The sequence below is a fragment of the Vibrio sp. S234-5 genome, assembly GCF_000960595.1.
GTDB lineage: Bacteria > Pseudomonadota > Gammaproteobacteria > Enterobacterales > Vibrionaceae > Vibrio.
Genome location: NZ_JZAM01000209.1, coordinates 82351 through 103833, shown reverse-complemented (window position 1 = coordinate 103833; position 21483 = coordinate 82351). Strand labels below are relative to the sequence as shown.

The window sequence follows — 21483 nt, the reverse complement described above, 5'->3', positions numbered from 1 at the left end:
TACATCACAAAAACAAATCCTTTATAATGCGCCCGCAAAGGAGAGGTGGAATCGGCATAAGTTCGCAAGTTTTTCATTAAGCTTTTGAATTTATTCCAATATCACCTTAATCAATTGCATAAGAGACCTAAGCACATGAGAATTTTGCGTGGCTCCCCAGCTCTTTCTGAGTTTCGTGTTAACAAACTACTGGAACTTTGTCGTGAACAAGCCCTGCCTGTGAGCGGTATTTACGCTGAGTTCATGCACTTTGCCGACCTCAAAACCGAGTTAGATGCTCAGGAACTGGAAAAGTTAGAGAAGCTGCTGACTTACGGTCCAACCATTCAAGAACACGAGCCACAGGGTTTACTCCTGCTGGTGACGCCTCGTCCGGGCACTATTTCTCCTTGGTCTTCTAAAGCAACCGACATTGCGCACAACTGTGGCCTGGCGTCGATCAAACGTCTGGAACGCGGTACGGCGTACTACGTTGAGAGCGAAGCGGCGCTGACGCAAGAGCAGATAACCACTCTGCAAGCCTTGCTGCACGATCGCATGATGGAAGTGGTGTTCACTGAACTCGACGCGGCACAAGCGCTATTTAGCGTGGCAGAACCCGCGCCAATGACTCAGGTGGATATCCTGGCAGGCGGCCGAGTTGCGCTTGAAGAAGCCAACGTTTCCCTTGGTCTGGCACTGGCGGAAGATGAAATTGATTACTTGGTGGAGAACTTCATCAAGCTGGGTCGTAACCCGAATGACATCGAGCTGATGATGTTTGCTCAGGCAAACTCTGAGCACTGCCGACACAAAATTTTCAATGCGGATTGGACGATCGACGGTGTTGATCAGGACAAATCGCTGTTCAAGATGATCAAGAACACCTTCGAAACCACGCCGGATCACGTGCTGTCTGCTTACAAAGATAACGCAGCGGTGATGACCGGTTCGAAAGTCGGCCGTTTCTTCCCGGATCCGGACTCGCGTCAATACACTTACCACCACGAAGATGCCCACATTCTGATGAAAGTGGAAACGCACAACCACCCAACGGCGATTTCGCCTTGGCCAGGTGCGTCAACAGGTAGCGGCGGTGAAATTCGTGATGAAGGCGCAACGGGTATCGGCGGTAAGCCAAAAGCGGGTCTGGTGGGCTTTACGGTATCTAACCTGCGCATCCCTAACTTCGTTCAGCCTTGGGAAAGTGATTTTGGTAAACCAAGCCGCATCGTCAGCGCGCTGGATATCATGATTGAAGGTCCTCTGGGCGGCGCGGCATTCAACAACGAATTTGGTCGTCCAAACCTGCTGGGTTACTTCCGTACTTATGAAGAGAAAGTCACCTCACACGCGGGTGAAGAGATCCGTGGTTACCACAAGCCAATCATGATTGCTGGCGGTATGGGTAACATTCGTGACGAACACGTACAGAAAAAAGAAATCCCGGTTGGCGCGAAACTGATCGTGCTGGGCGGTCCGGCGATGAACATCGGCCTGGGCGGCGGTGCGGCGTCTTCCATGGCGTCGGGTCAGTCGGCAGAAGATTTGGATTTTGCTTCAGTACAACGTGAAAACCCAGAGATGGAACGTCGTTGTCAGGAAGTGATCGACCGCTGCTGGCAACTGGGCGATGCGAACCCAATCGCGTTTATCCACGATGTGGGCGCGGGTGGTATCTCGAACGCACTGCCTGAGCTAGTTAACGACGGCGATCGTGGCGGTAAATTCCAACTGCGTGACGTGCCAAACGATGAACCGGGCATGAGCCCGCTGGAAATCTGGTGTAACGAATCGCAAGAGCGTTATGTGCTGGCGGTTGCGCCGGAGAACATGGAGATGTTTGATGCCATCTGTAAGCGTGAGCGCGCACCTTATGCAGTGGTGGGCGTGGCGACGGAAGAGCGTCATCTGACTCTGGAAGACAGCCACTTCGATAACATGCCAATCGATATGCCGATGGACATTCTGCTTGGCAAGCCGCCGAAAATGCACCGTGAAGCGACCACGCTGAAAGTGACCAGCCCGGCGATTGACCGCAGCGGTATCGAACTCAATGAAGCGGTGGATCGCGTGCTGCGTCTGCCGGCTGTGGCTGAGAAAACCTTCCTGATCACCATCGGTGACCGCACCGTGACGGGTCTGGTGGCTCGTGACCAGATGGTTGGTCCTTGGCAGGTGCCAGTGGCCAACTGCGCGGTAACGGCAGCAAGCTACGACACTTACCACGGTGAAGCGATGTCGATGGGTGAGCGCACTCCTGTCGCTCTGCTTGACTTCGGCGCATCGGCGCGTCTGGCGGTGGGTGAGTCTCTGACCAACATCGCGGCGACGGATATCGGCGATATCAAACACATCAAACTGTCAGCGAACTGGATGTCTCCAGCCGGTCACCCGGGTGAAGATGCGGGTCTGTACGAAGCGGTGAAAGCTGTGGGTGAAGAGCTGTGTCCGGCGCTGGGCCTGACCATTCCTGTTGGTAAAGACTCGATGTCGATGAAGACCAAGTGGAACGAGAACGGCGAAAACAAAGAAGTGACCTCGCCGCTGTCGCTCGTCATCACAGCGTTTGCGCGTGTGGAAGATGTGCGTAAGACCATCACACCCCAACTGCGTACGCCTGCTACCATGGAAAGACTGGGTGAAACGTCTTTGCTGCTGGTGGATCTGGGTAACGGTCAGAATCGTCTCGGCGCGACGGCACTGGCGCAAGTGTACAAGCAGTTGGGTGACAAGCCAGCGGATGTGGACAACGCCGATCAACTGAAAGGCTTCTTCGATGCGATACAAACGTTGGTTCGCAGCGACAAACTCGTGGCTTACCACGATAAAGGCGACGGTGGTCTGTTTGTCACCCTGGCTGAAATGGCGTTCGCGGGTCACTGTGGTGTGAAAGCTAACATTGAAACGCTGGGTGACGACGTGCTGGCGGCGCTGTTCAACGAAGAGTTGGGTGCGGTGATTCAGGTTAAGAACGATGAACTGAATGTGGTAATGGCCACGCTGGCGGCTCATGGTCTGGCGGATTGTTCACATCTGATTGGTCAGGTAGAAGCGTCAGACAATTTCGTTATCACCTCAGGTGATGAGATTCTGCTTGAGCGCTCACGCACTGAACTGCGTACCATCTGGGCCGAGACCACGCACAAGATGCAAGCGATGCGCGACAACCCAGCGTGTGCCGATCAAGAATTTGCGGCGAAAAAAGACAACTCAGACCCAGGTCTGAATGTGTCACTGAGCTTTGATGTCAACCAAGATGTTGCGGCACCTTACATTGCAGCTTCGATGATCAATACCGGCGCGAAGCCTAAGATGGCGATTCTGCGTGAGCAGGGCGTGAACTCACACGTTGAAATGGCGGCAGCGTTTGACCGTGCGGGTTTTGACGCAGTCGACATTCACATGAGCGACATTCTGACCGGTCAAGCGGTGCTGGATGAGTACCAAGGTCTGGTCGCGTGTGGTGGCTTCTCCTACGGTGACGTGCTGGGCGCGGGTGAAGGTTGGGCGAAATCGGTGCTGTTCAATGCGCAGGCTCGCGAACAGTTCGAGCAGTTCTTCAACCGTCAGGACACGTTCTCGCTAGGTGTATGTAACGGTTGTCAAATGCTGTCTAACCTGAAAGAACTGATCCCGGGTGCAGACTTGTGGCCACGTTTCGTGCGCAACGAATCGGAGCGTTTTGAAGCGCGCTTTAGCCTGGTTGAAGTGCAGAAGTCAGATTCTGTGTTCTTCGATGGGATGGCGGGTTCTCGTATGCCGATTGCGGTCTCTCACGGTGAAGGTCGCGTGGAAGTTCGCGATGAAGCGCACCTCAATGCGATTGAACAATCTGGTACGGTTGCAGTCCGTTTCGTGGATAACTTCGGTCAGCCGACGCAGCAATACCCGAACAACCCGAACGGTTCACCCAATGCGATTACCGGTCTGACAACCAAAGACGGCCGTGTCACCATCATGATGCCGCACCCAGAGCGTGTCTTCCGCACTGTGGCGAACTCATGGCACCCAGATAACTGGGGTGAAAATGGTGCCTGGATGCGTATGTTCCAAAACGCGCGTAAGAATCTCGGTTAATCGCCAGTAACAGTACCTTATCTCTTCAACCGCTAGGGCTTTGCTCTGGCGGTTTTTTTATCCAGTGATGGATAGCCAACCTCTTTTATTTGTGCTCTAATACCGCGCTTGCCAAGGGATGGCGTTGATCCCTTAATACTCCCTTAGGAAACTTTCAAATGTCGAAAAACAAAAAATTTGCTATCCGCGTAACTGAAAAACGTGAAGGTTGGGCGGCAGAGATCACTCGTCAAGTGACATCTCGTAAGACAGTTGTCTCCAAGCGCCAAATGGGTTTTGAAAGTGAAGCGCTGGCTCAAGCTTGGGCGGAAAAAGAGCTGGCTGAGTTTGTGCAAAACCAAGTTGTTCGTAACGAGCGCAAAGGCCAAATGCGTAAGGAACGTGAAGCGGAAGCGCTAAGCGCGAAAATTCGTAAAGCTGAATTACGCCGCACACGTGACGCCGAAATGGATGATGAAGAAGACGACGAAGCGTAAGCTAACGCTCTCTGACCAAACAGAAAAGCCCTGATTCGCAGTCAGGGCTTTTTTCTTTTCATCTTTTGGCGTTGCCGTTTTATTCGAAGCAATCGGAGGAAATCGACAGGCTGAGTGAGGCGTCGTTTTTTACGACATACGGCGGTTGATTACCCCATTTACCTGATGGTACAAGCGATTGCTGATAAACCTGTCGGCTCTTTTTCTTTGGTAGATCAATGTGTTGTAAGCCATCCGACAGATCGTTGGCTTCACCGTAATCGAAATCTACGTGAGAAGTGGCGTTTTCTTTTTGTGTCAAAATGCACTTGGGTCGGTTTTGTACGCTGTCGATTTGCCATTCAACCTGAGCGGGGCGCGCATCCAGATCTAAGTCTGTTGGCGCTGTTTGACCTAAAAGGTCAGTATCGTTCTTTAGTCGTTGAACGGTGAACTGTTCTTGTAGGTACTGGGCTATTTCGCCACTTGGCTCTCCAGCAGAGTGTGCGAAAAGAGAGGGGCTCAGCAGCATAGCGCTGAGCGAGAGATGAAAACGTTTGGGTAGCATTGAATCAGAATCGACACAGGAAATAACAGCCAAACATAATAAAAACGAATTAAACGTTGTTCAATTATGGCTCTGTATCGATTTGTATGGCCCCAGTAAAAACCGGGGCGAGTTTATAACGGGATCTGCCCAGTGGTAATAGTGTCGGCGTCGGCGTCGACCAACTCTTCAATATAGCTTTCAACCACTTGTTCTACTGAGTCATCGTCTTGACGGAAGTAGGCAATATGGAAGATAGCATCGCCTTCATTCACCAGAGGTAGCGTTTGTTGGCCAATCACAATCCCACCTTTAGGTGCTAGCAGTTCAACTTCATCATGACCAAGGGGAGAGCTGATGTAGGCAAGTGTTTCTCCTTTCTCTACCTTGGCACCGAGATTGACCACAGTGCGCAGAATGCCGTTGCCCGAAGCGCGTACCCAACTGGTTGATTTGGCAATCACCGGATCAGGGAAGCGTTTACGGCTGGCGCGCAGCATGCCAATGGACTGCATCACCCGTTTGACACCATGAACACCGGCGCTGATAGAAAGCGGATCAAAACGTAGCGCTTCACCCGCTTCATAGGTTAAAACCGGAATTTGACACTTTTCTGCTTCCGAGCGAAGGGAGCCATCGCGCAGAGCAGAATCGACGATCACTGGGGCCGCAAAAACTTTGGCGATCTTCAGTGTCTCGGGGTTGCTGAGATTGGCGCGGATCTGCGGCAGGTTGGTGCGGTGAATCGCACCTGTGTGCAGATCGATAATGTAGTCCGCTCTTAGCGCTACATTGTTGAAAAATGTATGAGCCATGCGTGATGCCAGCGCCCCTTTCTCACTGCCCGGAAAACAGCGATTAAGATCGCGTCTGTCTGGCAAATAGCGTGATTTGTGAATGAAACCAAAAACGTTGACGATCGGCACGGCAATCACTGTGCCACGGATTTTTTGTGGATCTAAACTATTGATTAACTGGCGAACAATTTCCACACCATTGAGTTCGTCGCCGTGAATGGCTGCGTTGACCATGATAACCGGTCCCGCATAGCGGCCGTTGATCACTTCAATTGGAATTGACAGTGGTGAGTGCGTGTAGAGCTGAGCGGCATCTAACTCGATCTCTTCTCTCTGCCCCGGTTTGATCTTGTGCCCCAAAATCTCAAATATCTTATTTTTCTTATTGCGAACCATAGTACTTCCTGCCTTTACTATCATTGCGACTTTATCAACTGGCAAAGTTATACACCATTCTGTCTTATTGCGGGTACGACAAAAAGCGTTGATGAAATAAAGAGGGCTCCCACAGGAGCCCTAAGAAAGTTGCTAGCAAGTTGTCTTACGCTTTTTCTGGAATAGCTTCCAATAGCGCAACCATTTGATCCCAGTAAAGTTGGACGGTGTCAATCTTCACTTTCTCATCAGGTGAATGAGGGAACTTAATCGTTGGACCGAAAGAAACCATGTCCATTTGAGGATAAGGTTTTTTAAACAGACCACATTCCAGACCTGCGTGGATCACCATAATATTCGGTTTGTGGCCGTAAATGCCTTGGTACATGTCGCGGAAAATCGCCATGATTTCAGAATCGGCGTCTGGCTTCCAACCTGGGTAAGCGCCAGAAAGTTCAATACGTGCTCCGGCAAGCTCTGCGACTGATTTCAGCATGCTTTCCACTTGAGTACGGCCTGAATCGATCAGCGAACGAACCAGACACAATACGCTTACTTTATTCTCTTCGGTTTTGATCACACCGACATTGAGCGATGTTTCAACCACACCTTCAATCTCATCACTCATGCGCATTACGCCATTTGGACAAGCGTTGAGCGCGGCAATCAAACGCTGTTGATCGGCCATCACCAAGACTTGTGCGTCGCTGGATGCTTCTTGATTAAAGGTCACCAAATTGGTTTCCACTTTACCGAGCTCAGATTTGAGCAGCTCAGTGTAAAACTCAAACAGTTTTGCCAGTTTGCTGAGGTTTTCCTCAGGCAGCGCAACGGTGACAAAGGCCTCGCGAGGGATGGCATTTCTCAAGCTACCACCACGGAACTCAATCAGACGCATGTCGAGTTCATTGGCATGGCCTGCTAAAAAGCGCGCCATCAGTTTGTTTGCGTTGCCACGACCTGTGTGAATATCACAGCCTGAGTGGCCGCCTTTGAGCCCTTTAAGAATCAGCTGGCGGGCGACATAACCTTGTGGTAACGCTTCACGTTGGATATCAAAAAACAGCTCTGCATTAATGCCACCCGCACAGCCCATGTAGACTTCGCCTTCTTGCTCTGAGTCGGTGTTGAGGAGAATCTCACCTTCCAACCAACCTGCTTCAAGGCCAAATGCGCCAGTCATGCCCGCTTCTTCATCAATGGTCAGCAGCACTTCAAGTGGGCCGTGTTTGATCTCGCTTGATGCCAGTACAGCAAGGCAAGAGGCCATGCCGATGCCGTTATCTGCGCCAAGCGTGGTGCCTTTTGCGGTTATCCATTCACCATCGATGTATGGCTGGATAGGATCGCGGGTAAAGTCATGATCGGTGTCTTCATTCTTCTGTGGAACCATATCGATGTGCGCTTGTAGCACAACACCTTTTTTGTTTTCCATACCCGCGGTGGCTGGTTTCTTAATAAATACGTTGCCCGTTGGATCACGGTGAACCTCTAACCCTTGCTCCGTTGCCCAAGTCACTATGTACTGCGCGAGCGCTTCTTCATGTTTAGATGGATGAGGGATAGAACAAATTTTGTCGAAAAACTGCCAAAGGGGAGCGGGGGACAGACTACTGATTTCAGAATGGAATTCAGACACGGATGACTCCTTTACATATTATTTGCCAGATGGCGTACTGCAGCAGACCGATTTCTGCGCATAAATGCCGAGTCTGCTGATAATAAATCAGCAGTAAGCATACCACTAGCAGAGTATGGCGAGTAGTTGCGTTGACGATGCGCTTACAACGAGAGTGTCACATTCTGTGAACGTTCACTTGCTTATTTGTGTACGTTTCGCGGCTTCCTTTCTTTATGCAAAGTTCCGAATGATATTTTTGTAATTTAATTTCGTTAAAAGATTGATGCTAGTCAATAAAAGAAATTTATGTGATAAAAGTCACTAAAAAACTTGTAATAAAATTTCTTTGTGGTATATTTATAACCAACTTCTTAAGCGAAGAAAGAAATGCTCAAAGGATGAGTCCGTTTTATCGCCTCCAAGGAACCGAGAAATCAAACGTGTCTTATTGATTTAGTAAAGGTGATAGTTATGAAAGGTTTAGCTTCTGCAATGTTTTGGTCCAACCACTCGGTTTACACCAGTAACTTTGCTTACCCAACAAGCTTTGGTTACAAATAATCCAGTTAACCAACGGCATGTGACCCTGAACAGTTTGTTCACCCCTATAAATTGGAATTTTCTTTCAGTAATAGTGCTGACATGATTCTACCGCCACTCTTGTTGAGTGGCGTTTTTTTATGCCCGCATTTTGTCCTACCTCGATTTCTCCTCTATGTATTTTATTGACCGCATTTGGTCGGTTTGACCGCATTTTTGTAATGTAAAAACGGCAAAGCGGTCGATTTATTTATTGAAAGTTTATGACATTGTCGATTTTTTCTGCATACCAGTTCTTAAACCTGTTGTTTTTTCTTATTGTTTCCTAAAGAAAAATATCATTCTTCATCGTTCGACTTACTTTTTTCTGTCTTTGAAGCCAGTGAAATCTCGATTCGAGTAAAAAATCTATCTGGAATTTGTTATTTGATAACTTTATAATCGGCAGCCAATCGATTACGCAACCGTTTACTTTTTACTCTTACAGGATTCGATCATGCTCGAAAGGCTATTTAAACTCAGTGAAAATGGCACCAATGTGCGCACTGAGATCATCGCAGGTGTCACCACCTTTTTAACGATGGCTTACATCATTTTTGTTAACCCAGCGATTCTTGCCGATGCAGGAATGGATCGTGGAGCAGTATTTGTTGCAACCTGTCTTGCTGCAGCGATTGGTTGTTTCATTATGGGCTTGTGGGCGAACTGTCCGATCGCGCAAGCACCTGGCATGGGCCTGAATGCCTTCTTTACCTACGCGGTGGTGTTAGGCATGGGCTACACTTGGCAAGTCGCGCTGGCGGCGGTGTTTGTCTCTGGTGTGCTGTTCATCTTATTGAGTATTTTTAAGATCCGTGAGTGGATCATCAACTCCATTCCACTTTCATTGAGAACGGGTATTTCAGCGGGTATCGGGCTGTTCTTGGCTTTCATTGCCCTGAAAAATGCAGGTATTGTTGTTGACAACCCAGCAACGCTGGTTTCTCTCGGTCATATTACTTCTCTGGCTCCCGTTCTTGCTTCTGTTGGTTTCTTCCTCACTATCGCCTTAGTACATCGCGGTGTTAAAGGTGCGGTAATGATCGCTATCCTGGCGGTAACCGGATTGGGCCTGGTTTTTGGCGATGTGCAATGGGCTGGTGTGATGTCAACACCGCCAAGTATTGCTCCGACTTTCTTACAGCTAGATTTCTCCGCGGTATTTGAAGTTGGCATGATTTCGGTCGTGTTTGCTTTCCTTTTTGTTGACCTGTTTGATACTGCCGGCACCTTGGTTGGTGTCGCAACCAAAGCTGACCTGATCGAAAAAGATGGTAAGATCCCTCGTCTGAACAAAGCACTGCTAGCGGACTCGACGGCAACTTCGGTTGGCGCACTGCTAGGTACTTCAAACACCACCTCGTATATCGAAAGCGTCTCTGGAGTAGCCGCTGGCGGTCGTACTGGTTTGACAGCGGTCGTGGTGGGTGTGCTGTTCCTGTTGGCACTGTTCTTCTCTCCTCTCGCGGGCATGATCCCAGCTTATGCGACAGCGGGAGCGCTGTTCTACGTGGCAATCTTGATGCTTTCGGGTCTAGTGAGCATTGATTGGCGCGATCTCACTGAAGCGGCGCCAGTGGTAGTAACCTGCCTGCTGATGCCCTTAACGTTCTCTATCGCGGAAGGTATTTCGCTTGGCTTTATCGCTTATGCCGCCATTAAGTTGTTCAGTGGTAAAGGGCGCGATGTCTCTTTGAGTGTGTGGGTGATGGCGGCGATCTTTATCGTTAAGTATCTTTTCGCTTAATAGCTTTTGCTGTTGCGTTCCGGTAGAATAATCGTTTGCGCAGCTCGAAACCCAGACATTCTATTACTTTTCGGGCTCTCATCATGATGAGAGCCCGAAAACCGTTTGGGGCAACAGATTTTCAAATAATTAGGTTATTACAATGAGCAACAAATTCGTTATTACTTGGGATGCCATGCAAACTTACTGCCGCAAACTGGCTGAGCAACAAATGCCAGCAGAGCAGTGGAAAGGTATCTGGGCCGTGAGTCGCGGTGGTTTGGTTCCTGGTGCTATCTTGGCACGTGAGTTGGGTATTCGCTACGTCGACACGATTTGCATCTCTAGCTACGATCATGATCACCAGCGTGACATGACCGTCATCAAAGCGCCAGAAGGCGATGGTGAAGGCTATTTGATCGTTGAAGATTTGGTCGATAGCGGTGATACAGCACGTAAGTTGCGTGAAATGTATCCAAAAGCGAAATTGATTGCTGTGTGTGCCAAGCCATCAGGTAAAGCGCTGCTCGATGACTACGTTGTTGATATTGCACAAGATACATGGATTGAACAACCTTGGGATATGGCGCTCTCTTATGCAGAGCCAGTCAATCGCAAGCAAAAGTAAAACCGTTGTTAACGCGTAAAAAAATGGCCCCTGCATGGGCCATTTTTTTTATTGCTGTTATACTGTTTCGCCTAAATCTCTGATGTTAGCTAAGTGCCCTGAGTCATGTATGTCTGAAGAAGAAACCAGCAAAAACTTGTCTGAAACTCTGTTTGTGAAGCATAAACAGGCGAAAGAAACCTCGGCATTAACTCAATATATGCCAACCAGCCAGTCACTGCTGGACGAACAGAAAGCCAAAACGGGTTACGCTTGGTATCGCAACTTGCGCCGTTTGCAGTGGGTATGGCAAGGCGTTGATCCTATAGAGCAAGAGCAAGTTTTGGCCTCTATCGCCTCTTCAAAACATTCCCGTACGGACGAGCAGTGGCTGGATACCGTCATGGGTTATCACAGTGGTAACTGGGCTTATGAGTGGACAAAACTGGGGATGTTGCATCAAAAGCGAGCCGCTGAGATGGCCAAGGAAAAGGCAGCAGAAGAGCTGTTTTCGGCCTCACTCTGCTACAGCATTGCCGGATATCCTCACCTTAAAAACGACAATTTAGCCCTGCAAGCTCAGGTGCTGGCCAATCGCGCTTATCTCGAAGCCGCCGAGAAGAGCCAATACATCATTAAACAACTGGAGATCCCTTACGAAAAGGGCACCATTGTTGCTCATCTGCATTTGACTAATACCGATAAACCGCATCCGGTGGTGATCGTCAGTGCGGGTCTCGACAGCTTGCAAACCGATATGTGGCGACTGTTTCGTGATCATCTGGCTAAACATGACATTGCCATGCTGACGGTAGACATGCCGTCCGTCGGCTACAGCGCCAAATGGCCGTTAACCGAGGACTACAGTTGTCTGCATCAAGCCGTATTGAATGAACTGTTTTCCATTCCTTATGTGGACCACCACCGTGTTGGCCTGATTGGATTTCGTTTTGGTGGCAACACTATGGTGCGCTTATCTTTCCTTGAGCAGGAAAAAATCAAAGCGTGTGTGACGCTCGGTGCACCGATTCATCATGTATTTGCTTCACCGCAAAAACTGCAAAGCATGCCGAAGATGTATCTCGATGTCCTCGCTTCGAGGCTTGGCAAAAATGTCGTGGATATTTACAGCCTCTCCGGGCAAATGGCGGCGTGGTCTTTAAAAGTGCAAGGGTTCCTTTCAAGCCGCAAAACCAAAGTGCCAATCTTGGCAATGAGTTTAGAAGGCGACCCCGTTTCTCCCCATTCAGACAATCAGTTAGTTGCGCTTTACAGCAATTATGGCAAAGCGAAGCAAATTAGCGCCAAAACAATTACACAAGGATATGAGCAATCCCTCGATTTGGCGATAAAGTGGCTGGAAGATGAACTATTAAGGTGACAAACCTCCTAATTTAGTCAAGAGTGAAATATGAGTTTAATAAAATAACCTCATGATAAATAAAAATTATTGTCATTCTTAACATTGAAGAAAATGGAGATTCAACATGTCAGAAGTGACGAATAACCCAACTCACAACCGTTTGTTGACCAAACTGCGTGCGATGGGGCCTTACCTGAGAGACCCTCAGTCTAAGGAAGGGCATTACTACTTTGACTGCTTGTCTGTTTGTGTAGATGATCGAAAGTCCCCTGAACTGCGTGAGTTTTGGGGCTGGTGGATGGTACTTGAATCTGTCGAAGGGGGATTCACGGCAAAATACCATGCGGGAAAATACGATACTGACGGAAATTGGCTCAATGAAGCGCTGCCTAAAAAAGTCGCGACGGAAGTGAACCAAACTCAGCACTGTTTTCATGCCAAGCTGGTGAAAACCTTGGATGAACAGTTTAAGTTAACCGTCGCCTATCATGACGAGTCGGTAGAATTTGTCTGATTTTCTAAGGCTTGCGCTCTAACAATTAAAAAGGTGCGATTTTCGCACCTTTTCTGCTTGTGAATTGCCGATTAGATTGCTAAAACAACCACTCTTATCTTAATTTGTGTTTCATTTCAGAAGACATCATGACTACGAATCAACAAAGCAGCGCAGCATTCCAGGCAAAAACGGTCGTTGTGAAGCTGGGCACCAGCGTGTTAACCGGTGGTACGTTGGCACTTGACCGAGCTCATATGGTTGAGCTGGCTCGCCAGTGTGCAGAACTCAAAAAGCAAGGCCATTCGGTGGTCGTTGTTTCGTCAGGGGCAATTGCTGCCGGGCGAGAGCACTTAGGTTACCCGGCGCTACCCAATGCGATGGCGAGCAAGCAGTTGCTGGCGGCTGTTGGGCAAAGCCAGTTGATTCAGACGTGGGAATCGTTGTTCGCCATCTACGGGATTAAAATCGGCCAGATGCTGCTCACTCGTGCGGATCTAGAAGATCGCGAACGTTTTCTTAACGCGCGTGACACCATCAATGCCTTGGTCGAGAACGACATCATTCCGGTGGTAAACGAAAATGATGCCGTGGCCACCAGCGAAATCAAAGTCGGCGACAACGACAACCTTTCTGCCTTAGTGGGCATCTTATGTGGTGCAGATAAGCTTTTGCTGCTCACCGATCAAAAAGGGCTGTTTACAGCCGATCCGCGCAAAGATCCCAATGCGGAGCTGATCAAAGAAGTGAAAACCATCGATGACACGTTACGTAAAATCGCGGGCGGGAGTGGCACCACGCTTGGTACTGGTGGCATGGCGACCAAACTGCAAGCGGCCGATATTGCTCGCCGCGCAGGTATTGAAGTCATCATCGCTGCTGGCCGCGCAGAGAACGTGATTTTTGATTCACTGGGTGATGCGCCGCAAGGCACACGCTTTTTGCCATGCGAAGAGGCATTGGAAAACCGCAAACGCTGGATCTTGGCTGGCCCAGCCGCTTCTGGTGACATCGTCATCGACGGCGGCGCTGTGAAAGCGGTGCTGGAAAAAGGCAGCAGTCTGCTGGCAAAAGGGGTCACCAAAGTGTTGGGCGAGTTTTCTCGTGGTGAAGTGGTCCGCATCACCAATGAACAAGGCCAACTGATCGCTCGTGGTATCGCCAGCTATTCGCACCAAGATATGGCAAAAATCGCAGGGAAACACAGTAAAGACATCATCTCTATTTTGGGCTACGACTATGGTTCAGAAGTGATTCACCGTGATGACATGGTGGTGATTCAAGAATAGTCGGCAACAGCAAAGAGGATTTCAGGTGGAATTGACCAATTTAGGCAAAGCGGCAAAAGAGGCGGCTTTTCAACTCGCGACCGCCTCCACGGCGCAGAAAAACCGCGCATTGGCGCTGATTGCCGATGAGCTTGAGGCTAACGCAGCGGATATTTTAGCCGCGAATGCAAAAGACATTGAACTGGGGCGTCAGGCGGGTTTAAGCGACGCAATGCTGGATCGCTTGCTTCTTAATGAACAGCGCTTGCATGGCATCGCTAACGACGTACGCAACGTTATCAGCCTTGCTGACCCTGTGGGTAGTGAGATTGACAGTAAAGTGTTGGAAAACGGCATGCAGCTTTCTCGCCGCCGCGTGCCATTAGGGGTGGTTGGCGTTATTTATGAAGCGCGCCCGAATGTGACCATTGATATCGCCGCGCTGTGTCTGAAAACGGGTAATGCCAGCATTCTACGTGGCGGGAAAGAGACGTTCTTCTCCAACATGGAACTGGTGAATGTGATTCAATCGGCACTGGCCAAAGCCAAGCTGCCAGCCGCATCGGTGCAGTATATTGAAAAGCCTGATCGCGAGTTGGTCAATCAACTGCTGAAAATGGATGAGTACGTGGACATGATCATTCCACGCGGCGGTGCTGGTCTGCACAAAATGTGCAAAGAGAACAGCACCATTCCGGTCATCATCGGTGGTTTTGGCATCAGCCATATTTTTGTTGATGAGAGCGCAAACCTAGAAAAATCACTCGACGTCGTTGAAAACGCCAAAGTGCAGCGCCCATCGGCGTGTAACTCGCTGGACACGCTGTTAGTCCACCAGCAGGTTGCAGCCGAGTTCTTGCCGATGCTGGTGGCGCGTTTGAATGACAAAGTGACGTTTGTCGCAGAGCCGCAAGCGAAAGCGTTGATGGGAAGTGCCGACAATCTGCGCGATGCGCAAGAGGGTGACTTTGACACGGAATGGCTAAGCTACACACTGGGCGTGAAAGTGGTGGTGGATGTGGCCCAAGCGATTGAACATATGCGTGAGCACAACGCCAGCCATTCGGATGCGATCATGACCAACAGTTTGGAAAATGCTGAGCGCTTTATTAACTCAGTGGATTCGGCGGCGGTGTACGTCAACGCGTCTACCCGCTTTACCGATGGCGCGCAATTTGGTCTCGGCGCTGAAGTGGCCGTGTCAACGCAAAAACTGCACGCCCGTGGCCCAATGGGCTTGGAAGAGCTCACCAGCTACAAATGGGTCGGCAAGGCCAATTACCTGCCACGCAGTTAACATAACCTGCGAATATCAGCGCGAAAGGGGCCATCATGGCCCCTTTTTGTTTTATTCGCTTAGGCAATTCCGCTACACTAGCTCACATTTCATCACTCGAATTAGGCTGAATAAAACAAGCGAAAAGTCCATTTTTGCTCCTCGAGTGTTGACCGGCTTATCCATTATTGGGAGGTGATATGCATTGTCCCTTTTGTTCCGAAAACGACACCAAAGTGATCGACTCTCGTTTGGTGGCCGACGGGCATCAAGTTCGTCGTCGTCGTCAATGTTTAGCGTGTAATGAACGCTTTACCACATTTGAAACGGCTGAGTTGCTGATGCCGAAAGTGATCAAGTCCAACGGCAACCGTGAACCATTCAATGAAGACAAAATGGTCGGTGGCATACAGCGTGCACTGGAAAAACGCCCAGTCAGCGCTGATGCGATTGAATTGGCGATCAGCATGATCAAATCTAAGCTCAGAGCGACGGGTGAGCGGGAAGTGCCGAGTAAAATGATTGGTAACTTAGTCATGGAGCAACTCAAACATCTCGATAAAGTGGCTTACATCCGTTTTGCCTCTGTCTACCGTAGCTTTGAAGATATTCGCGAGTTTGGCGAAGAGATTGCGAGGTTAGAAGATTAGCCATGACCCCATCCCCATTTACCGCTTTTGATTACCAAATGATGACTCGGGCAATTGCCCTTGCCAAACGGGGCATCTATACCACTGCGCCAAACCCGAATGTGGGTTGTGTGTTGGTGCGTGACGGAGAAATCGTTGGCGAAGGCTATCACGCGCGAGCTGGCGAGCCGCATGCGGAAGTGCATGCCCTGCGCATGGCGGGTGAAAAAGCACGCGGCGCAACGGCGTATGTGACCTTAGAGCCCTGCTCTCACTATGGCCGTACTCCACCGTGTGCCGAAGGCCTGACTAAGGCGGGCGTAGCGAAAGTGATTGGCGCGATGCAAGATCCGAATCCGCAAGTGGCCGGACGCGGTTTTCAAATGCTGCGAGATGCCGGTATTGACGTGCACGTCGGCCTCATGGAAGCCGAGGCCGTCGCTCTCAACCCTGCTTTTATTAAGCGCATGCAAACAGGGATGCCGTTTGTGCAGCTGAAAATGGCCGCATCCTTAGATGGGCAAAGTGCGCTTAGCAACGGTCAAAGCCAGTGGATTACCTCCGCGAATGCCCGCCGTGACGTACAACGGTTTCGCGCCAAAGCGGGGGCGATTTTATCGACCAGCAAAACCGTGATTGAAGATAACGCCTCACTCAATGTGCGTTGGTCTGAGCTGCCTGCTTCAGTGCAAGCACACTATGAAGAACGTAACCTGCGCCAGCCTGTACGAGTGATTTTGGATCGTCAGTCGCAACTCACTTCTTCGCTCAAACTTTTCCAAACGCCTGGGGAACGAGTGGTTGTCAGTCCACTTGGCGATCTTGCTCCAGAGTTTGATGAGCAAGGCAGTCTGGATCTGTCTCGTACGCTGCAAAGCCTTACCCACAAATTCAACGTCAATCATGTCTGGGTTGAAGCTGGGGCCACTTTGGCTGGTGCTTTGCTCAGCAAAGGCTTGGTTGATGAGTTGATTGTCTACCTAGCCCCTAAGTTAATGGGCAGTGATGGGCGTGGGCTGATTGGCGCACTTGGTCTGAGCGATATGGCGCAAGTGATGGATTTAACCATTAAAGACGTACGCATGGTCGGCCCTGATATCCGCATCATCGCGACCCCTAAAGAGAAAGAAAATTAAATGTTTACAGGAATTATTGAAGCCGTAGGCACGCTGACGGCGATCACTCCGCGCGGTGAAGACATTAGCGTGACGGTGCAAACCGGTAAGCTGGATATGTCGGACGTGAAGTTAGGTGACAGTATTGCCACCAATGGCGTTTGCTTGACCGTGATTGATTTTGGCCCGAACTACTACAGCGCCGATCTCTCCCTAGAGACGCTGAAAAAAACCGGGTTTGCGCATTATCAAGTGGGTTCCAAAGTCAATTTAGAGAAAGCCATGTTGCCAACCACCCGTTTTGGCGGACACATCGTGTCGGGGCATGTTGATGGCGTAGGGGAAATCGTTGAGCGCAATCAGGTTGGCCGGGCGATCGAGTTCTGGGTAAACATGCCTGCAGAGATAAGCAAGTACGTCGCCGAAAAAGGCTCGATTACGGTTGATGGCATCAGTCTTACCGTCAATGACCTGCGTAAAAACGCCTTTAAGCTGACGATCGTACCGCACACCGGCGAAGAGACGACCATCAATGATTTCCACGTTGGGCGCAAAGTGAATCTGGAAGTGGATGTGCTAGCGCGCTACATGGAGCGTCTGTTGCAAGGAAATCAGGCGCAAGAGGCACCCGAATCTCGCCTTACGATGGCGTTTCTGCAACAGAATGGTTTTGCTTAGTTCACAGAACGTTAGCACGCTTATTGACACATTGAGACGATAATTCAGACTACACAGAATCTAACGCTCTGCACTTAATTGACAGGAAAGAGACTATGCCGATCAGCACTCCACAGGAAATTATCGACGATATTCGTTTGGGGAAAATGGTTATCCTCATGGATGACGAAGACCGTGAAAACGAAGGCGACCTGATCATGGCCGCAGAACACATTTCGCCTGAAGCGATTAATTTTATGGCGACCCACGGGCGAGGCCTGATTTGTCTGACCATGACCAAAGAGCGCTGCAAGCGTCTTGGCCTGCCACCAATGGTGCAGGACAATAATGCCCAGTACACCACCAATTTTACCGTCTCGATTGAAGCGGCCGAAGGGGTGACCACCGGGATTTCTGCCGCCGATCGCGCGCGTACCGTGCAAGCTGCGGTTGCCAAAGAAGCGAAAGCGGCGGATCTGGTTCAGCCGGGGCACATTTTTCCTCTCGCGGCGCAAGATGGCGGCGTATTAACTCGCGCAGGTCATACCGAAGCGGGATGTGATTTGGCGCGCCTTGCCGGGTTGGAGCCTGCCTCCGTGATTGTCGAGATCCTCAATGATGACGGCACCATGGCGCGTCGCCCAGATTTAGAACTGTTTGCTGAAAAGCATGGTTTGAAGTTAGGCACCATCGCTGATCTTATCGAGTATCGCAACAACACCGAAACCACCATCGAGCGTGTCGCTCAGTGCCAACTGCCGACGGAATACGGCGAATTTGAATTGGTTACTTATCGCGACATCATCGACCAGCAGATCCATTTTGCTCTGTGCAAAGGCGATTTAAAACAAAACACACCATTGGTGCGCGTGCATTTGCAAGACACCTTTACCGATCTATTGCGCAGTGACCGCAATGCTGAGCGCAGTTGGACGCTCGATAAAGCGATGGCCCGTATCGGCCAAGAGGGTGGGGTGCTGGTTATTCTTGGCAACGAAGAGTCGCCGGAGCTTTTGATCCACCGCGTGAAAATGTTTGAAGCGCAAGATAAAGACGATGCGCCGAAACTGGCGAAAAAACAGGGAACATCACGCCGTGTTGGGGTTGGTTCTCAAATTCTGGCCGATCTTGGGGTGCATGACATGCGTCTGCTCTCCTCATCAAACAAGAAATACCATGCGCTGGGCGGCTTTGGTCTCAACGTCGTTGAATACGTGTGTGAATAGCCAACTGACGTTCGTGTGACCGATAAGAGAAACGCAGCCCCGCTTGGCTGCGTTTTTTATCTGAGTTTTTCCTCCTAACGGACTAAAACTGGCAGATAACGGCACCGCTGGCAGGATAATCGGCGGCGAAATACCATTAGATATTGCTCACAAATTTGTGCTAGAATCCGGCGATTCTCACTTGATGAACATAGTTAAAGGAAGGCTTATGAAAGTGATCGAGGGTGGCTTCCCCGCGCCAAACGCAAAAATTGCTATCGTTATTTCTCGTTTCAACAGTTTTATTAACGAAAGTTTATTGTCTGGTGCCATCGATACTTTAAAGCGTCACGGACAAGTTAGCGATGACAACATCACTGTCGTACGTTGCCCTGGTGCAGTTGAACTTCCTCTGGTTGCTCAACGTGTTGCTAAAACTGGCAAGTATGATGCGATTGTTTCTCTGGGCACAGTTATCCGTGGTGGCACGCCGCATTTTGACTATGTTTGTAGTGAAATGAATAAAGGTCTGGCACAAGTGTCGATGGAATTTAGCATTCCAGTCGCATTTGGTGTCTTGACTGTTGATACGATCGATCAAGCTATTGAACGCGCAGGAACCAAGGCTGGTAACAAAGGTGCAGAGGCTGCACTGAGCGCGCTTGAGATGATCAACGTTCTTTCTGAAATCGATTCCTAATGGGGGCCAGTGTGAAACCAGCCGCACGTCGTAATGCACGTCAATTCGCTTTACAAGCAATTTACTCATGGCAAATTACTAAAGAAAATGTTGCCACCATCGAAGAGCAATTTTTGTCAGGTGAAAAGTACGATGAAGAAGAACATCGCGCTGCTGAGCCTGCGTTGACTGCTCCTGAAACTGACGTTGCATACTTCCGTGACTTGTTGACCGGTGTTGTATTGAGTCACGCGGAACTGGATAGCAAGATTCGTCCTTACGTTTCACGCCCTATGCAGGATCTGGATATGATGGAGCTGGCATTGCTCCGTCTGGCAATGTACGAAATGACGCGTCGTGAAGATGTCCCTTACAAAGTGGTCATTAACGAAGCGATTGAGCTAGCGAAAGTGTTTGCGGCAGAAGATAGCCACAAATTCGTCAACGGTGTGTTGGATAAAGCCGCACCGCATGTTCGCAAAAAGTAACAAGCGTTCTACAAAAAAAGGTCAGCACTTGCTGACCTTTTTTATACAAAGGAAAGGATTTTGATCTCAGGCGAATTTAATCTGATTGAAAAATACTTCGTTGGCCGTCAGGCACAACGTAAAGATGTTTACCTTGCCGCTGGAGACGACTGTGCTCTGGTAAAACCTCTCGCCAATGTGCAACTGGCTATCAGTACCGATACCTTAGTTTGTGGCACTCATTTTTTGCCAGAAGCCGATCCGGCTTGGGTGGCGCACAAGGCGTTGGCTTCGAATATCAGTGATTTGGCGGCCATGGGCGCGACACCTGCGTGGGTCTCTTTGGCGTTAACCATGCCAGAACCAGACGAAACTTGGCTTGCGCCTTTTTGTGATGCGTTCTTCAAGCTAGCCGACTATTTTGGCATCCAGTTGATTGGCGGTGATACCACCAAAGGGCCACTGAGTTTAACGCTGACGGTGCAAGGTTACGTTCCCGAAGGAAAAGCGCTCAAACGCAGTGGCGCGAAACCGGGAGACTACGTGTTTGTGACGGGCACCTTGGGTGATGCCAAAGCGGGCCTTGATGTGATCCTTAATGGCGCGCAGCGCAGCCGCCCAGCCGCTTTGGCGCTGGAGAAGGCACACTACCTGAGTATGCCGCGCATTTTGGCCGGACAAGCCTTGGTGGGGCTGGCATCGGCGGCGATTGATATTTCCGATGGTCTGGTTGCGGATCTGGGCCATATTCTGCAGCGCTCAGGCGTCGGTGTGAGCATTGACGTCTCGAAACTGCCTATCTCATCAGAGCTGCTTTCATTTCTCGATGATCGAGAGACGGCGCAGCAATATGCGCTTACCAGCGGCGAAGAGTACGAGCTCTGTTTCACCGTCCCAGAAGAGAGCCGCGGCTCGTTAGAAAGTTCCCTGGCGCATGTTGGTTGCAAAGTCACCTGCATCGGGCAAATTCGTCCACAAGGCTTTTTTGAACTGCATGACAACGGCACTAAGTTGGATTGGCAACTTTGCGGTTTTGATCACTTTAAGGGGCAAAACAAATGAGTAACCCGTTGGCGAAGCTCTCATTGAGTAATCCTTGGCATTTACTGGCCACCGGTTTTGGCAGCGGTTTGTCGCCAGTGGTGCCCGGTACCATGGGGACGCTGGCTTCTGTGCCTTTTTTCCTTCTGCTGGCTTACCTGCCATTACCCATCTATTTATTGGTTGTACTGCTTGCGTGTGTGCTGGGGATAAAAATCTGCCAAGTTACCTCGGCGGATATGGGCGTTCACGACCACGGTTCGATAGTGTGGGATGAATTTGCCGGGTTTTGGATCACTATGTTGATTGTGCCAGCGCTCAATATTCCGTTGAGTGAATGGCAATGGCTGGTGACTGGTTTTGTGCTGTTTCGCTTTTTCGACATGGTTAAGCCGTGGCCCATTGGCTGGTTGGATAAACGAGTGCATGGCGGCTTGGGGATTATGCTTGATGACATTGTGGCGGGCGTGATGTCAGCGCTCGCTCTCTACTTGGTAGGCTACTACGCAGGCTGGCTAAGTTAA

The 21483-nt window shown here is 50.0% G+C and carries 19 protein-coding genes; 16 read left to right on the top strand and 3 right to left on the bottom strand.

The features are described from left to right. Positions 1 to 135 precede the first annotated feature (135 nt). Positions 136 to 4059 carry a phosphoribosylformylglycinamidine synthase gene (gene purL / locus UF06_RS12220; RefSeq protein ID WP_045570686.1) on the top strand — a complete coding sequence of 1308 codons (3924 nt, stop codon included), beginning with the start codon at positions 136 to 138 and terminating at the stop codon, positions 4057 to 4059. Positions 4060 to 4217: 158 nt separating this feature from the next. Further along, the gene (locus UF06_RS12215) at positions 4218 to 4535 is read left to right on the top strand and encodes a DUF3622 domain-containing protein (RefSeq protein WP_045570685.1); all 318 of its coding nucleotides are present in this window, start codon (positions 4218 to 4220) and stop codon (positions 4533 to 4535) included. Between the two features lie 79 nt (positions 4536 to 4614). Here UF06_RS12215 and UF06_RS27760 read toward each other — a convergent pair whose 3' ends face one another. From UF06_RS27760 to UF06_RS12200, 3 genes are all read right to left on the bottom strand, one after another. After that, a complete protein-coding gene (locus tag UF06_RS27760) occupies positions 4615 to 5082 on the bottom strand; it encodes a hypothetical protein (RefSeq protein ID WP_052702555.1) in 468 nt (155 codons plus the stop codon). 113 nt (positions 5083 to 5195) lie between these two features. Continuing rightward, a complete protein-coding gene (locus tag UF06_RS12205; protein ID WP_045570684.1) occupies positions 5196 to 6254 on the bottom strand; it encodes a succinylglutamate desuccinylase/aspartoacylase family protein in 1059 nt (352 codons plus the stop codon). Between the two features lie 145 nt (positions 6255 to 6399). After that, the gene (locus UF06_RS12200; RefSeq protein ID WP_045570683.1) at positions 6400 to 7872 is read right to left on the bottom strand and encodes an aminoacyl-histidine dipeptidase; all 1473 of its coding nucleotides are present in this window, start codon (positions 7870 to 7872) and stop codon (positions 6400 to 6402) included. A gap of 1018 nt (positions 7873 to 8890) precedes the next feature. On the opposite strand from UF06_RS12200, the gene UF06_RS12195 reads away from it, so the two are divergent. From UF06_RS12195 to pgpA, 14 genes are all read left to right on the top strand, one after another. After that, a complete protein-coding gene (locus UF06_RS12195; protein WP_045570682.1) occupies positions 8891 to 10180 on the top strand; it encodes an NCS2 family permease in 1290 nt (429 codons plus the stop codon). A 142-nt stretch (positions 10181 to 10322) separates the two neighbouring features. After that, positions 10323 to 10787, top strand: coding sequence for an oxytetracycline resistance phosphoribosyltransferase domain-containing protein Tet(34) (gene tet(34) / locus UF06_RS12190; protein WP_039424401.1), 465 nt, complete (start codon positions 10323 to 10325; stop codon positions 10785 to 10787). A 109-nt stretch (positions 10788 to 10896) separates the two neighbouring features. Then, on the top strand, positions 10897 to 12147 hold the full coding sequence (gene frsA, locus UF06_RS12185) for an esterase FrsA (protein WP_045570681.1): 1251 nt from the start codon (positions 10897 to 10899) through the stop codon (positions 12145 to 12147). A gap of 106 nt (positions 12148 to 12253) precedes the next feature. Beyond that, positions 12254 to 12643, top strand: a complete 390-nt coding sequence (gene crl / locus UF06_RS12180) for a sigma factor-binding protein Crl (RefSeq protein ID WP_039424405.1) — start codon at positions 12254 to 12256, stop codon at positions 12641 to 12643. Between the two features lie 128 nt (positions 12644 to 12771). Continuing rightward, positions 12772 to 13911: a glutamate 5-kinase gene (gene proB / locus UF06_RS12175; protein ID WP_039424408.1), complete on the top strand. Its 1140-nt coding sequence runs from the start codon at positions 12772 to 12774 to the stop codon at positions 13909 to 13911. A gap of 25 nt (positions 13912 to 13936) precedes the next feature. Further along, complete coding sequence (locus UF06_RS12170) at positions 13937 to 15187, top strand: glutamate-5-semialdehyde dehydrogenase (protein WP_045570680.1); 1251 nt, start codon at positions 13937 to 13939, stop codon at positions 15185 to 15187. A 179-nt stretch (positions 15188 to 15366) separates the two neighbouring features. Beyond that, complete coding sequence (gene nrdR, locus UF06_RS12165) at positions 15367 to 15816, top strand: transcriptional regulator NrdR (protein ID WP_011149678.1); 450 nt, start codon at positions 15367 to 15369, stop codon at positions 15814 to 15816. A 2-nt stretch (positions 15817 to 15818) separates the two neighbouring features. Continuing rightward, entirely contained in the window at positions 15819 to 16931 is a 1113-nt protein-coding gene (gene ribD / locus UF06_RS12160; protein ID WP_045570679.1) for a bifunctional diaminohydroxyphosphoribosylaminopyrimidine deaminase/5-amino-6-(5-phosphoribosylamino)uracil reductase RibD, read from the top strand. Beyond that, positions 16932 to 17588 (top strand): riboflavin synthase, encoded by a 657-nt coding sequence (locus UF06_RS12155; protein WP_045570678.1) that lies wholly within the window; start codon positions 16932 to 16934, stop codon positions 17586 to 17588. A 95-nt stretch (positions 17589 to 17683) separates the two neighbouring features. Further along, the gene (ribBA, locus tag UF06_RS12150) at positions 17684 to 18793 is read left to right on the top strand and encodes a bifunctional 3,4-dihydroxy-2-butanone-4-phosphate synthase/GTP cyclohydrolase II (protein WP_045570677.1); all 1110 of its coding nucleotides are present in this window, start codon (positions 17684 to 17686) and stop codon (positions 18791 to 18793) included. A gap of 208 nt (positions 18794 to 19001) precedes the next feature. Next, positions 19002 to 19472, top strand: a complete 471-nt coding sequence (ribE, locus tag UF06_RS12145) for a 6,7-dimethyl-8-ribityllumazine synthase (protein ID WP_039424426.1) — start codon at positions 19002 to 19004, stop codon at positions 19470 to 19472. Next, positions 19472 to 19939, top strand: a complete 468-nt coding sequence (gene nusB, locus UF06_RS12140; RefSeq protein WP_045570676.1) for a transcription antitermination factor NusB — start codon at positions 19472 to 19474, stop codon at positions 19937 to 19939. The genes ribE and nusB overlap by 1 nt, the downstream gene beginning before the upstream one ends. A gap of 63 nt (positions 19940 to 20002) precedes the next feature. After that, positions 20003 to 20980 (top strand): thiamine-phosphate kinase, encoded by a 978-nt coding sequence (gene thiL, locus UF06_RS12135; protein WP_045570714.1) that lies wholly within the window; start codon positions 20003 to 20005, stop codon positions 20978 to 20980. Beyond that, positions 20977 to 21483, top strand: coding sequence for a phosphatidylglycerophosphatase A (pgpA, locus tag UF06_RS12130; RefSeq protein ID WP_045570675.1), 507 nt, complete (start codon positions 20977 to 20979; stop codon positions 21481 to 21483). The genes thiL and pgpA overlap by 4 nt, the downstream gene beginning before the upstream one ends.